This is a genomic window from Streptomyces cellostaticus (genome assembly GCF_001513965.1).
Classification (GTDB): Bacteria; Actinomycetota; Actinomycetes; order Streptomycetales; family Streptomycetaceae; genus Streptomyces; species Streptomyces cellostaticus.
The window spans coordinates 353,646-367,172 of sequence record NZ_KQ948017.1; the positions used below are offsets into that span (position 1 = coordinate 353,646).

The following is a 13,527-nucleotide window of genomic DNA, read 5'->3' on the forward strand; positions in this document are numbered from 1 at the left end:
GCCACACGGCCGCCCCGGCGGCAGCCCACCGCACGACCGCCCGGCGGGCACCCCGCGAGACAGCGCACCGGACAACCGCCCCTCCGACCCCCCGCAGGGAACCTTTTCCGACGAAGCCGAGCACACCTCGCCCGCTCCCTCCCACCCGCACGCGCACCCGGAAGGCGACGCCACTTGATGACCGGCCCGACCACCGCCGACGACACGCTCACCTGGCTTCTGGAGGGCCTGCTGGAGAGGACCCCGGGCGCGCGGCATGCGCTCGTGCTCTCGCGGGACGGGCTGAAGCTGTGCCGGTCCCCGGAGCTGAGCGTGGACCAAGCTGATCAGCTCGCCGCCATCGCCGCCGGGATCCAGTCGCTGTCGCACGGGGCGTCGGTCGAGTTCGGCGACGGCAGCGGAGGCGTGCGCTCGGCGATGACCGAGTTCTCCGGAGGCGTGCTGTTCATCGTGGAGGCGGGCGAGGGCGCCCATCTGGCCGTCGTGACGACCGAGGACGCGGACGCCGGCGTCGTCGGGCACCGCATGAGCGAACTGGTCGAGCAGCTCGGCGAGCACCTGACCGCCGTGCCCCGTACCTCATGAGCCGTCCCGGCAGGGACGACGCTCCCGACCGTCTCTACACCCTCACCCAGGGACGCAGCCGCACCGGCCCCGCCAGCCCTTTCGACCTGGTCACGCTGGTCGTCGCCGAGTCGGAGCCGGTGGCGGGCATGCAGTCGGAGCACGCGGCGATCCTGCGGATCGCGCAGTTCCCCGCCTCCGTGGCCGAGATCGCCGCCGAGCTGCGCCTGCCCGTGGGCATCACCAAGGTGCTGCTGTGCGACCTGCTGGCGGCGGGCCGCGTCAGCGCCCGTCATCCGCGCCGGCCTGCCACCACCGACCCCGACATCATGGAGCAGGTGATCGTTGGACTCCGCAACCTCTGATCCGCGCACCCCGTTGGGTGCCCCGGCCGACAACGGTCTGAAGATCGTGGTCGTGGGCGCCCTCGGCGTCGGCAAGACCACCCTCGTCCACTCGGTCAGCGAGATCCGTCCCCTCAGCACGGAGGAGACGATGACCCGGGCCGGCGCGACGGTGGACGATATCCGGCAGGTGCGCGGCAAGTCGGCCACCACCGTCGCCTTCGACTTCGGCCGGATCTCCCTGGACGCGCACAACGTGCTGTACGTGTTCGGCGCGCCCGGTCAGGAGCGGTTCTGGTTCCTGTGGGACCGGCTGTTCTCCGGCACGCTCGGCGCGGTCGTCCTCGTCGACACCCGCCGGATCGACGACTCCTGGTACGCGATCGACCGGCTGGAGCACCACGGCACACCGTTCATCGTGGCCTGCAACGACTTCGGCGGCCCCGTGCACGCCCCAAAGGACGTCCGCGCGGCCCTGGACCTGGATCCGCACGTGCCGCTGATCGACTGCGACGCCCGCTCCCGCCAGTCCGCCCAGCAGGTGCTGATCACGCTGGTGCAGCACGTCCGGAACCGGTACGCCGGTCCGTCCCTGCCCGCGGCCCTGCCTCGACAGGAGTTCGTGTGACCCCCGACGCCGTCCCGCTGACCGGACCCCGGTTCCAGACCGAACCCGACCGCCTGTACCGGGAGATGCGGCGCGAGCACGGCGCCGTGGCCCCGGTCCTGCTCGACGGGGACGTCCCGGCCTGGCTGGTGCTGGGCTACCGGAAGCTCCACCAGGTGACCGGCGATCCGGTGCTGTTCAGCCGGGACTCCGAGCTGTGGAACCAGTGGGACTCCATCCCGGCCGACTGGCCGCTGCTGCCGATGATCGGCCACCGGCAGCCGTCGATCCTCTACACCGTCGGCGAACGGCACCGGCAGCGCGCCGCGATGATCAGCGACGCGCTGGAGGCGGCGGACCCCTTCGAACTGCGCGGCCACGCCGAGCGGTTCGCGGACGAGCTGATCGACGCGGTCTGCTCCTCGGGCGAGACCGACCTCATCGCGCACTACGCGATGCTGCTGCCGGTACGGGTCCTCGCCCGGCTGTACGGCTTCCCGGACGAGGACGGCCCGGGTCTGGTCACCGCCCTCAACGACATGATCGACGGCCGCGAGCGCGCCCGTGCGGGGCAGGCCCATCTGGCCGCCTCCATGGGGCAGTTGCTCGCCGACCGCAAGAAGGAGCCCGCGCACGACGTCGTCTCCCGGATGCTGGCCGACGACAGCGGCTTCACCGACGAGGAGATCGTGCAGGACCTGATGGTGATGATGGCGGCCGGGCACCAGCCGACCGCCGACTGGATCGGCAACTCGCTCAGGCTGATGCTCACCGACGACCGTTTCGCCGCATCCTTGTTCGGCGGCCGGGGCAGCGTCGCCGAGGCGATGAACGAGGTGCTGTGGGAGGACACGCCCACACAGAACGTGGCCGGCCGCTGGGCCGCCCGCGACACCCACCTCGGCGGCCGCCGCATCGCGGCCGGCGACCTGCTGCTGCTCGGACTGCAGGGCGCCAACTCCGATCCACAGGTCCGCACCGACGCCTCCGCGCTGACCGGCGGCAACAGCGCGCACTTCACCTTCGGTCACGGAGAGCACCGCTGTCCGTTCCCCGCGCAGGAGATCGCCGAGGTGATCGCGCGAACCGCTGTCGAGGTCGTGCTGGACCGGCTGCCGGACATCGACCTGGCGGTGCCCGCCGAGTTCCTCACCCGTCGGCCCTCGCCCTGGCTCAGGGGACTGACCCGCTTGCCCGTCCGGTTCACGCCCGTATCTGCCCTCTGATCCCGCGTCGCCCCGGCCGACCCGCTTTTCTGCCGGGGTCAGGGGGTTGTCCCCGGACAGGCGCGGTACCCGACCCTGCCCTGGGAGGCACGCCACGATGACGACGACCGGAACGGGACGCACCCGGATCGCCCTCGACCCCTTCGTCACGGACCTGGACGCCGAGAGCGCGGTGCTGCGCGCGGCCGGTCGCTCGCCGCCGTGGAGCTGCCTGGCGGCGTCCCGGTGTGGGCCGTCACCCACCACGCCGAGGCGAGGTCGCTGCTGACCGACCCGCGCCTGGTGAAGGACATCAACGTGTGGGGCGCCTGGCAGCGCGGCGACATCCCGGCCGACTGGCCGCTGATCGGCCTCGCCGATCCGGGCCGTTCCATGCTCACCGTGGACGGCGCCGACCACCGCCGGATGCGCACGCTGGTCGCGCAGGCGCTCACCCCGCGCCGGGTGGAGCTGATGCGGGAGCGGATCGAGAAGCTCACCCAGGACCTGCTCGACGCGCTGCCCGCCGGCGAGGAGGTCGTGGACCTCAAGGCGGCCTTCGCCCACCCGCTGCCCATGTACGTCGTCGCCGAGCTCATGGGCCTCGAGGAGGCGCGGCTGCCCCGGCTGAAGGTGCTGTTCGAGAAGTTCTTCTCCACCCAGACGCCGCCCGAGGAAGTCATCGCGACCCTCACGGAGCTCGCGCAGATCATGGCCGGGACGGTGGCGGCGAAGCGGGCCGAGCCGGGCGACGACCTGACCAGCGCATGATCCTCGCGTCCGAGGACGGCGACCACCTCACGGACGAGGAGATCGTCTCCACGCTCCAGCTGATGGTCGCGGCCGGCCACGAGACGACGATCTCCCTGATCGTGAACGCCGTGGTCAACCTCTCCACCCACCCCGATCAGCGCGCGCTCGTCCTGTCCGGCGAGGTCGACCGGGTCCGCGGTCGTCGAGGAGACCCTGCGCTACTCCACCCCGGCCTCGCACGTCCTGATCCGCTTCGCGACCGAAGACGTACCGGTCGGCGACAAGGTGATCCCGGCCGGGGAAGCGCTGATCGTGTCGTACGGCGCGATCGGCCGCGACGAGAACGCACACGCCCGAGTGCCGGCGAGTTCGACATCACGCGGGAGACGAGGAACCGTCACCTCTCCTTCGGACACGGCCCACACGTGTGCCCCGGCGCGGCACTGTCCCGCCTGGAGGCGGCCGTCGCCCTGCCCGCACTCTGCGCCCGCTTCCCCGGCCTGGACCTGGCGGTGCCGGCCACCGCGTTGCGCAACAAGCCGGTGGTGACCCAGAACGACCTGTTCGAGCTGCCGGTGCGCCTGAACACCTGAGTTGACTTCGAGCGCGCTCCAAGCCATAGCGTCGCGGACATCCGGCACACGAGGGCCCTGTCGCCCGGCTTCCGTCACGGGATGCCGGGGGACGTGATCCGTCGCTAGATGGAAGAGGCCTTCGTGCCGCACGGAACGACGATCGAGTGTGCAGGGAAAGGCTGGGACACGACATGCGACAGCGCAGTCTGCGGGATCTCCAGGTATCGGCCATCGGCCTCGGCTGCATGGGAATGTCCGCCTTCTACGGCACGGCCGACCAGGACGAGGGCATCGCGACCATCCGGCGCGCCCTGGAGCTGGGCATCACCTTCCTCGACACCGCGCAGGTCTACGGACCGCTCACCAACGAGTCCCTGGTCGGCGAGGCGATCAGGGGGCACCGTGACGAGTACGTGATCGCCACGAAGTTCAACTACCGGATGGACGACGCGGTGCCCGGCGACATGAGCACGGTGGGCCGGCAGGACGGCTCGGCCGAGCATGTGCGCAGCTCCGTGCACGGCTCACTGGAGCGCCTGGGCACCGACCACATCGACCTGTACTACCAGCACCGGGTCGACCCCAACGTGCCCATCGAGGAGACGGTCGGCGCCCTCGCAGAGCTGGTGACCGAGGGCAAGGTGCGGCACATCGGGCTGAGCGAGGCGAGCGCGGAGACCATCCGGCGGGCCCACGCCGTCCACCCGGTCACCGCGGTGCAGAGCGAGTACTCGCTGTGGACGCGGGACGTGGAGGCCGAGGTGATGCCCGCCTGCCGGGAACTGGGCATCGGCTTCGTCCCGTACTCGCCGCTCGGCCGCGGTTTCCTCGCCGGCCGCTTCTCCTCCGCCGAGGAGCTGGACGAGAACGACTGGCGCCGCAGCAGCCCCCGCTTCACCGACGCCAACATCGAGGCGAACCGGCGGCTGGCGGCGAAGGTGAAGGAGATCGCCACGGAGAAGGACGTCACCCCCGCCCAGCTGGCGATCGCCTGGGTGCTGGCCCAGGGCGAGGACCTGGTCCCGATCCCGGGCACCAAGCGCCGTACCTACCTGGAGCAGAACGCGGCCGCGGCCGCCATCGAGCTGACCAAGGAGGACCTCGCCCGCATCGACGCCGAGCTGCCCGAGGCGGCGGGCGAGCGCTACGACGAGGCCGGGATGCGGTCGGTGGACCGCTAGCCCCCACCGACCGCGTAGCCGCCCATCGGACCACAGACCTGGATCTGGCGACGGCGGCCGCGGCCGGTGGGGGGTGTGCTGCGCAACCGGTTCCCGCTCCTCGGTGTGCCGTGCGCCCCCTCCGGGAGCACGCTGGTAGGCATGAGGCTCCGGCAGAGGGGCGCGGGTGTGCAGCAACCGTGGCAGTCGGCGCATGCGCTGCTGCTGCTCCCGGTCGTGCTCATCCTGGTGATCACCGTGGTGGACATCCGCTCCCCCGAGAGCATCCATCTGGGCCCGGCCCTGGTCATCGCCCCGGCACTTACGCCGTCGTTCGCCGGGCCCCGGACCACCGCGTTCGTGGGGGCGCTGGCGGTGGCCGCCCAGACGCTGATCGCTTTTGTCCACGGCGGGATAGCCACCACGAACCACATCGTGCAGCTCGTCACCCTCGCCGTGCTCTCGGTGATGGTGGTGGTCTACAGCGTGGTACGGGAGCGGCGCCAGGCCCAGCTGGCGCAGGTGCGCACGGTCGCCGAGGCCGCACAGCACGTGCTGATGTGGCCGCTGCCCGAGCAGATCGGCCCGCTGTGGATCGCCTCCCTCTACCTGGCTGCCGAGGACGAGGCGCAGATCGGCGGCGACCTGTACGCGGCGACCCGGTGCGACGGCGCGGTGCGGGTCCTGATCGGAGACGTGCGCGGCAAGGGCCTGCCGGCCATCGGGGAGGCCGCCCTGCTGCTCGGCGCGTTCCGGGAGAGCGCCCACCGGCACATCCCGCTGGAGGACCTGGCCACGACGCTGGACCAGAGCATCAGCCGTTACGCGGCCGAGCTGGAGACGCCGGAGGAGGCGGGCGAGCGCTTCGCCACCGCCCTGCTGGTGGAGATCCCGGACCGGGATCCGGTCACCCGGATGACCAGCTGCGGCCATCCCCCGCCGCTGCTGCTGAGCCCGGGGCATGCGGTGTCGGTGCCGAGCCTGCACCCGTCGCCTCCCCTCGGGGTGCACGGGGGATCCGACCACACGCTGGACGTGTTCTCCTTCGAGCCCGGCGACACGCTGCTGCTGTACACCGACGGTGTCATCGAGGCCCGGGACGCGCGCGGCCGGTTCTATCCGCTGGCCGAGCGGGTCGCGCGCTGGACGGACGACAGTCCACAGGCGCTGATGCACCATGTGCGGCGTGACCTGCTCACCCACGCGGGCGGCCGGCTGGACGACGACGCGGCGCTCATCGCCGTGCACCGCACGGCCGTCGACCGCCGTCGCCACCACCATGGACGGGCGGCCGGTGCCGAGGGCCTGCGGCACGGATCCGGGGCCCGGACCTGAAGGGATTCGGCCTTCCTCCCCTGCCGCGCCACACCGCTTGATCAAACGCTTGTTCAGCAGCACTGGTTAACCACAGGCCCCCCTCAAGTGTCGGTGCCCCGCACGTTCAACGGCCTCTGGGCCAATGCTGCGTTGCGGTGGTGGCCGACCCGGCCGGCCGTTGCGAGAATTTCGGGCGCCCCGAGAACAGGGAGGTGCGATGTCCGTACGACATCTGCTCGCCGGTGTGGCCCTGATGCCGGCGCTCGTGTTCCCCGTCACCGCGCAGGCGGCCCAGGGTGGCCCGCCCCAGGCCCGTTTCGACCTCCAGGCCCACCGCGGCGGCATCGGCATGACGACCGAGGAGTCGCTGGAGGGGTTCGGCAAGGCGATGCGGCTGGGGGTGTCCACGCTGGAGCTGGACACCCATGTCACCAAGGACCTGAAGGTCGTCGTCAACCACGACCGGCAGATCAACGGCGTCAAGTGCCGCGACACCGGGCCGGTCACGCCCGGCGATCCGATGTACCCGTATGTCGGCAAGTACATCAAGGATCTGACGCTCACTCAGATCAAGACTTTGGACTGCGGCTACCAGCAACTGCCCGGCTTCCCGGAGCAGGAGGTCGTCAAGGGCTTCCGGATGGCGGAGCTGAAGGACGTCCTGGACCTGGTCAAGAGCTACCACGCCCACCAGGTCAGGCTGAACATCGAGACCAAGGTCGAGGCGGGTGCGCCCGAACAGACCGCGCCGCGCGAGGTGTTCGTGCGCCGGGTGTACGAGGAGATCCACCGCTCGGGCATCGAGCGGCAGGTGACCATCGAGTCCTTCGACTGGGGCGCACTGAAGGTGATGCACCGGCTCGCGCCCAAGTGGCCGCTGGTGGCGCTGACGAACTACGACTTCCTCCAGGTCGGGCAGCCCGGCGCGTCCCCGTGGCTCGGCGGGATCGACGCCGACGACTACGGCGGTGACTTCGTCCGGGCGGCGGCCACCGTCCCCGGGGTCACGACCCTCTCCCCCAACTACGGCTTCCCGCAGACCGGGAAGGTCGGCGACCCCGGCTTCCGCTTCTACTCGGACGCGGCGATGGTCGCCGAGGCGCACGCCCGCGGCCTCAAGGTGGTCCCCTGGACCTGCGACGACCCGGCGACGGTGGAGGCGTTGATGGACCTGGGTGTCGACGGGATCATCACCAACTACCCCAACCACGTACGGCAGATCATGGCCGACCGGGGTATGCGGCTGCCCCGGCCGTACTACCCGCACCGCCGGAGGTGACCGGTCCGGAAAGCCGCGAGCCCCGCCCCGAGTGGGGGCGGGGCGGGACTGCGCGCCCGTCAGCCGGTCAGCCGGCCGGCTTGAGGTCGGTGATCTTCAGGGTCTTCAGGTCGGACTGGACGTCGATCTTGCTGACCTCCGCGCCGGCGCCGTCGCTCCAGGTGAGCGTGACCCTGCTGGTGGCGTGGCCCATGCCGGAGCCGGTGTAGGTGACCTTCCACTTCACCGGCACGTTCTGTGCGAAGAGAATGCCGTCGGCGTGGTTCTTCTTCTCGTACGCGGTGACCTTCTTCTGGGCGGCGGCGGACAGGTAGAAGCCACGCAGCGCCTTTGCGTTGGCGGCGGCCGCGGGGTCCTCGTTGGCCCAGACGGAGTCGATGTAGGCGCCGTAGAAGTCGGCCACGCGCTGGGTGACGTTGCGCGGGTCGCCCTGAGTGGAGGAGACGGCGGCGGCGCGGGTGGCGTGGCTCGCGCCGGTGCCGGCGAGGGCGGGCGTGACGGCGGCCAGGGTGAGGCCGGCTGTGAGGGCGGCGGCGGTCAGCAGGGTCTTGCGGCTCTGGACGGACATGTGTCTCATTCCCCCGGTTTCGTCGCGGCCGGGCTGATCCCGGCCGTCGGCGGACCTTAAGACCGCATTTCCCTCCGCCCGGTTCCTCTTCTTTCCGCTTTCTTTTTCCGTAATTCCGGGCACCTGACACGGCGGCAAAGGTTGGGCTGAATTCCGGACCTATTCCCTGTCTTTTTCAGCCATATCTGTCAGGTCGTCTGCGGATTCCGGTCTTCCAGGATCATGGCGCCGCGCACGGCGTCGTCGTCCGTCTCGAACGCGAAGACCTCCACAACCTGAGCGCCGGGCACGAGTTTCGCGAAGTGCCCGCGGTAGGTGCCGGGGTCCGGGAGGTGGTGGACGGCCCCCGGCACCGGGCCGGTCACGGCTTGCGGGCCGCGTACTCGCGGGCGACCCGCCCCACCTCGTCGGGCGCGAACTCGTTCCGGGGCCTGGAGGATGGCCGCCGGGTCACGGAAGTCGGCCTCGATGTACGAGGTCCGGCCCTCGGGCGCGCCGGCGAGCAGCCCCTGGGAGAGAGTGAGGATGATCGGCCCGTGCGCGTCGTCCGGGCGGAACTGACGGCGGCACCCGGCGCCCCGGATCCGGCCGGCCCCGCACCGGCCGCATCCCGCCCGCGGACCGTCCCCCACTCGCCCGAAGGAACCCCCGCCCATGCCCCCTGGCCACACCCGGCCCCGACCTGTCCACCGCCCCGTCCTGGACCCGGACCCGCCCGAAGCCGGGACCGGATGATCCGGTCACTGTCCGTCAGCTGTCGGTGACTTGACGGATTGTCAGCCATCCCCGCCGGAATTCCTCGGTAGATTCGGCCCCGATGCGAGCCGTTCGCATCCGTCGGCGGTTCCGGTGCCCCTGATGCGGGCTCGGGCGGCCGCCACGCAGCGTTGGCACCGGGGGGGTTCCATGATCTGGTCGCTCGTCCGCCGGAGCCGGGCCGGGCTGCCCGCGCCCGGGCAGTGCGCGCCGGGTCGGCATGTCCTGGCCACCGAGCGGCTGTTGCTGTTCACACCCCGGACGCTGCTCGACGTCGCGGCGGCGCTCGCGGCCAGCGCGGACGCCGAGGCCCAGCGATGGCTGGGGAACCAGACCGACCGGATCGCGCCCGACCCCGGCACCCGGCGCGTCCTGCTGGAGTGGCGGCCCGCAGGCGACGACGGCCGCCGTGTCCCGCGCCGGCTGGCGAAGCCCTTCACGCCCGGTCCCGACGACCCGGTGTTCCTGGTCTGTGTACGCAGGGCCGACCTCAGCTATGCCGGAGCCCTGCAACTGGAGCACCGCGCGGGGGAGATGGGCGGCTGGCTGGCGCCGCGCTGCCGTGGGCAGGGCCTGGGCGCCGAGCTGTTCCGGGCCGGGGCCGTGCTCGCGCACACCCATGCCGGGATGAGCACCGTGCGGGCCGGCGCGGAGACCGGAAACGCCGCGAGCCGGCGGGCCCTGGCCCGGGCGGGATTCGTCCCGGACGAAGGACCGCCCCGGCACACCCTGCCCGACGGACGCGTGATCGACTCCGTCTGGCTCCGGCACGACGCCACGGCGGCCTCCCACTGCACCTGACCACCACCGCGTCCCACGCCGGTCGCGCCACCCCCTTCGATCGGACATATGCTGCGAAATACCGCACCGAAGGGAGTCCCCATGGCCGATGCCCCGCCGACCCCCGCCCTGCCCCTGCGACAGCTCGGCTTCGAACACCTCGCCGCCGTCCTCGACCTCGGCCACCGGGTCTACGACACCGAGGCGATGCCCTACACGGGCTGGTCGCTGTCGGCCGTCGCCGGGCATCTGGACGCGCCGGACTCCGCCTGCCTGGTGGCGCTGGACGGTGACCGGGTCGCCGGTTTCGTCCTCGGGTCGGTCTCGTTCGAGCAGCGTGCCGACTGGGGCTATCTGGAGTGGATCGCGGTCGACCCCGCCTACCAGGGGCGCGGGGTGGCCTCGCGGCTGGTGAAGGAGTGCTGTGCCCGGCTCGCGGCGGCCGGGGCGGTGTGCGTGGTCACGGACGTGGAGCGGCGCAACACCGCCTCCGCGGAACTGATGCGCCGCAACGGCTTCACGGAACAGGCCACGGTCAGCCTGTTCGTACGGCCCCTCGCCCACTCCTCGCGGACCGACACGGCCGCTCCCCGACGCCACCTGACCCGGGCGGCGGCCGAGCGGGTGCGGTGAAACCTCCAGGCCCGTCGGCCTACCCGGCGCCGGGATCGTCCCCGGGCCTGGCGTCGGCCAGGACACGGAAGACGGACAGGCCCTCGGGCTCCTCGGCGACGCCCGTACAGCGGGTCACCTGCGCCGCCGGCGGGCCCTCGGCCGCCCAGCGCGCCATGGCGGCGACGTCGTCGGGGTGCCCCTCGAACACGGCTTCCACGTCTCCGTTGTGCAGATTGCGCACCCACCCCGCCACTCCCCGTTCCGCGGCGAGCCGACGGCAGGTGTCGCGGTAGAACACACCCTGTACCCGGCCACTGACGTGCACGTGCTGACGGACGGTCATTCCTGTGGACTCCCGTTCCCCTGCCGGCGTGCGGTGATCCGGCGCCGGTCCGGCCAGCGCACGTCGTAGGCCCAGCCGACGCGCTCGAACCAGTGGATCAGGCGGGCGCTGGCGTCCAGCTGGCCGATCAGCACGCCGTGCCGGGCGCTGGTCGGGTCGGCGTGGTGGAGGTTGTGCCAGGACTCGCCGAGGGACAGCGCGGCCAGCCACCACACGTTGCCCGAGTGGTCCCGGCTGCGGAAGGGCCGGGAACCGGCCGCGTGGCAGATCGAGTTGATGGACCAGGTGACATGGTGGACGAGCGAGATCCGCACCAGCCCGGCCCAGAAGAACGCGGTGAGCGCGCCCTGCCAGGAGCGGGTGAGCGCCCCGCCCAGCAGTGCCGGCAGGGTGAGGGAGGCGAGGACCAGGATGCCGAAGCGCCGGGAGATCAGCATCAGGGTGCGGTCGCGGACGAGATCGGGGGCGTACTGGCGGGGCGAGGCATGTTCGGTCTCGAAGAGCCAGCCGAGGTGGGCGTAGACCATGCCCTTGGCCAGGGCGCGGGGGGAACGGCCGTACCGCCAGGGCGAGTGCGGGTCCCCGTCGCGGTCGGAGAAGCGGTGGTGCTTGCGGTGGTCGGCCACCCAGGTGAGCAGCGGGCCCTGTACGGCGAGGCTGCCGGCCAGGGCGAGGGCGATCCTGAGGGGCCGGATGGCCTTGAAGGAGCCGTGGGTGAAGTACCGGTGGAAGCCGACGGTGATGCCGAGTCCGCTGACCAGGTAGAAGACGACGGCTAGCGCGAGATCCGTGGGGCTCAGGCCGTGCCGCCAGGCAAGGGGCACGGCGGCGAGGAGCGCCAGGAAGGGTACGCCGACGAACACACCGATCATGAGCTGCTCGCCGCTCTGCCAGGACCGTGCTCTGCCTGCCAGAGGGGTGGATTCCGAGAACTCCGACAAGAGGAGGACCTTTCGGCTGCGGGGGTGCTTTCGGGGCGGGTGCTAGTCGACGGCGGTGAAGGCGAGTACGGCGTTCTGGCCGCCGAAGCCGAAGGAGTTGCTGAGGGCGGCTCGTATCCGCTGCGGACGGGGGACCTTCGTCACGACGTCCAGGTCCATCGCCGGGTCGAGGGTGTCGAGGTTGGCGGTGGGCGGGATCAGCTGGTGGCGCAGGGTGAGCACGGTGCAGGCCGCCTCGATGGCGCCGGCGCCGCCGATGGCGTGCCCGATGGCGCCCTTGACGGCAGTGACGGGCGGCGGCCGCCGGAAGACCCGGTGGAGCGCGTTGTGCTCGGCCGCGTCGCCCTGCGGGGTGGAGGTGCCGTGCGCGTTGACGTGGTCGACGTCCTCCGGGGCCAGGCCGGCGTCCGCGAGGGCGCCCCGGATGGCGCGGGCGGCGCCGTCGCCGCCGGGGTGCGGGGCGGTGAAGTGGTGGGCGTCGCAGGAGGCGCCGAAGCCGGAGAGCAGGGCCACGGGCCGGGCGGCCCGGGCGCGGGCGTCCTCGGCACGTTCCAGGACGAGGACGGCGGCGCCCTCGCCGAGGACGAAGCCGTCCCGGTCGCGGTCGAACGGCCGGGAGGCCTCCTGCGGGCTGTCGGCGCGGCGGGACAGGGCGCGCATCTGGGCGAAGCAGGCGGCGGTCATCCGCAGCCGGGCCGACTCGCTGCCCCCGGCGAGGACGAGGTCGCAGGCGCCGGACAGCAGCCAGTCCCGGGCGAGGCCGAGCGCGCTGGTGCCGGAGGCGCAGGCGGTGCTGACGACCATGTTGGGGCCCTGTGCGCCGAGGTCGAGGGCGATCTCGGCGGCTGCCATGTTGGGCACGCTGCGGGGGAGGGCGAGCGGCGAGACCCGTTCCGGGTTGTGGTCGGCGAGCCGGTCGAACTCGGCCTGCCAGCCCTGCATGGACCCGGTGCCGACGCCCATCACGACGCCGACGCGGGCCCCGTCCCAGCCGCCGGGCGTGAGCCGGGCGTCGGCCACGGCCTCGCGGGCGGCGAGCAGGGCGAAGGTGGTGAAGCGGTCGAGGCGGCGGCTGAGCCGGTGCCCGAGCAGGCCGGCCGCGTCGAGGCCGGGCACCCGGCAGGAGAAGGCCACGGGCAGCCCGTCCAGGCCCGGGTCGGCGGTCGCGGTGGACTGCCCGGCACACAGGCCCGCCCACACCGCGTCCCGGCCGATGCCCACGGGTGTGACCAGTCCCAGTCCGGTGACGGCCACCGGGGCGCGGCGCGCCGGGCCGCGTGCTTTCACGAGCTGCATGAGCGGTGATTATCCGGGCCCGGGGCGGCGGTTCCCGGCTGCGACAACTCGTTCGGCCCAGGACGGCGGCCGCTACCACCCGGATGTGCGAACCCCACTGGCGAACCGTCAGCCGCCACCGGTGGGGACGAGCCCGTCGTCGTCCGGCGTGTCCTCGGGCGCGGCCGGGCCGAGCGCCCGTACCGCGCACGACCAGGCCTCGGCCAAAGCGCTCTCCAGGTCGTCCAGCGACGGGCCGGACAGGCCCAGACGGACGACGCCGGGCTTCAGGCGTCCGGGCGGGCGGTCGTGGGACGCCCGGTAGCGAGGCAGGCCGCCCTCCGGGTGGATGAGCACGCTGCGGCCCGCGGTGAGCGCGGCGGCTGCCCCTGTGCACCGGTAGGCAGCCCTCGCGGGTGAGGGCACGGAACAGCAGGGGTACCCG

Annotated in this window: 14 protein-coding genes and 2 pseudogenes; 10 read left to right on the forward strand and 6 right to left on the reverse strand. The window is 72.3% G+C overall.

What is annotated here, in order from left to right; genetic code table 11:
- Window positions 1-177 precede the first annotated feature (177 nt).
- The 8 genes and pseudogenes from AQI88_RS08715 (at window position 178) to AQI88_RS08750 (ending at window position 7,804) form a co-directional block, all read left to right on the forward strand.
- Complete coding sequence (locus tag AQI88_RS08715; RefSeq protein ID WP_066994523.1) at window positions 178-585, forward strand: roadblock/LC7 domain-containing protein; 408 nt, start codon at window positions 178-180, stop codon at window positions 583-585.
- Entirely contained in the window at window positions 582-929 is a 348-nt protein-coding gene (locus tag AQI88_RS08720) for a DUF742 domain-containing protein (protein ID WP_066994527.1), read from the forward strand. Before AQI88_RS08715 ends, AQI88_RS08720 begins: the two co-directional genes overlap by 4 nt.
- Complete coding sequence (locus tag AQI88_RS08725; protein ID WP_398697439.1) at window positions 910-1,536, forward strand: GTP-binding protein; 627 nt, start codon at window positions 910-912, stop codon at window positions 1,534-1,536. Before AQI88_RS08720 ends, AQI88_RS08725 begins: the two co-directional genes overlap by 20 nt.
- Window positions 1,533-2,741, forward strand: coding sequence for a cytochrome P450 (locus AQI88_RS08730; protein WP_066994533.1), 1,209 nt, complete (start codon window positions 1,533-1,535; stop codon window positions 2,739-2,741). The genes AQI88_RS08725 and AQI88_RS08730 overlap by 4 nt, the downstream gene beginning before the upstream one ends.
- 97 nt (window positions 2,742-2,838) lie before the next feature.
- A pseudogene (locus AQI88_RS08735) lies at window positions 2,839-4,066 on the forward strand (cytochrome P450 family protein).
- Window positions 4,067-4,239: 173 nt separating this feature from the next.
- On the forward strand, window positions 4,240-5,229 hold the full coding sequence (locus tag AQI88_RS08740) for an aldo/keto reductase (RefSeq protein ID WP_066994536.1): 990 nt from the start codon (window positions 4,240-4,242) through the stop codon (window positions 5,227-5,229).
- A gap of 141 nt (window positions 5,230-5,370) precedes the next feature.
- Window positions 5,371-6,543 carry a PP2C family protein-serine/threonine phosphatase gene (locus AQI88_RS08745; RefSeq protein ID WP_066995050.1) on the forward strand — a complete coding sequence of 391 codons (1,173 nt, stop codon included), beginning with the start codon at window positions 5,371-5,373 and terminating at the stop codon, window positions 6,541-6,543.
- Between the two features lie 199 nt (window positions 6,544-6,742).
- Window positions 6,743-7,804, forward strand: coding sequence for a glycerophosphodiester phosphodiesterase family protein (locus AQI88_RS08750; RefSeq protein ID WP_066994540.1), 1,062 nt, complete (start codon window positions 6,743-6,745; stop codon window positions 7,802-7,804).
- Between the two features lie 67 nt (window positions 7,805-7,871).
- On the opposite strand, the gene AQI88_RS08755 is transcribed toward AQI88_RS08750, so the two are convergent.
- Both AQI88_RS08755 and AQI88_RS42820 read right to left on the reverse strand, forming a co-directional pair.
- Window positions 7,872-8,372 carry a hypothetical protein gene (locus AQI88_RS08755; RefSeq protein WP_066994543.1) on the reverse strand — a complete coding sequence of 167 codons (501 nt, stop codon included), beginning with the start codon at window positions 8,370-8,372 and terminating at the stop codon, window positions 7,872-7,874.
- A 422-nt stretch (window positions 8,373-8,794) separates the two neighbouring features.
- Window positions 8,795-8,905 (reverse strand): annotated as a pseudogene (locus AQI88_RS42820) (SAM-dependent methyltransferase); the annotation flags it as partial.
- Window positions 8,906-9,278: 373 nt separating this feature from the next.
- Between AQI88_RS42820 and AQI88_RS08765 the strand changes: the two are divergent.
- Both AQI88_RS08765 and AQI88_RS08770 read left to right on the forward strand, forming a co-directional pair.
- A complete protein-coding gene (locus AQI88_RS08765; RefSeq protein ID WP_066994549.1) occupies window positions 9,279-9,929 on the forward strand; it encodes a GNAT family N-acetyltransferase in 651 nt (216 codons plus the stop codon).
- Window positions 9,930-10,010: 81 nt separating this feature from the next.
- A complete protein-coding gene (locus tag AQI88_RS08770; RefSeq protein WP_066994552.1) occupies window positions 10,011-10,541 on the forward strand; it encodes a GNAT family N-acetyltransferase in 531 nt (176 codons plus the stop codon).
- 19 nt (window positions 10,542-10,560) lie between these two features.
- Here the strand turns inward: AQI88_RS08770 and AQI88_RS08775 are convergent, their stop codons facing one another.
- The 4 genes from AQI88_RS08775 to AQI88_RS08790 all read right to left on the reverse strand — a co-directional run bounded on the left by AQI88_RS08775 (window position 10,561) and on the right by AQI88_RS08790 (window position 13,508).
- A complete protein-coding gene (locus tag AQI88_RS08775; RefSeq protein ID WP_066994555.1) occupies window positions 10,561-10,866 on the reverse strand; it encodes an acylphosphatase in 306 nt (101 codons plus the stop codon).
- Entirely contained in the window at window positions 10,863-11,807 is a 945-nt protein-coding gene (locus AQI88_RS08780) for an acyl-CoA desaturase (protein WP_066994559.1), read from the reverse strand. Before AQI88_RS08780 ends, AQI88_RS08775 begins: the two co-directional genes overlap by 4 nt.
- 42 nt (window positions 11,808-11,849) lie before the next feature.
- Window positions 11,850-13,103 carry a beta-ketoacyl-[acyl-carrier-protein] synthase family protein gene (locus AQI88_RS08785; RefSeq protein WP_066994563.1) on the reverse strand — a complete coding sequence of 418 codons (1,254 nt, stop codon included), beginning with the start codon at window positions 13,101-13,103 and terminating at the stop codon, window positions 11,850-11,852.
- A 108-nt stretch (window positions 13,104-13,211) separates the two neighbouring features.
- A complete protein-coding gene (locus AQI88_RS08790; protein ID WP_159050320.1) occupies window positions 13,212-13,508 on the reverse strand; it encodes a hypothetical protein in 297 nt (98 codons plus the stop codon).
- Between the last annotated feature and the right edge of the window lie 19 nt (window positions 13,509-13,527).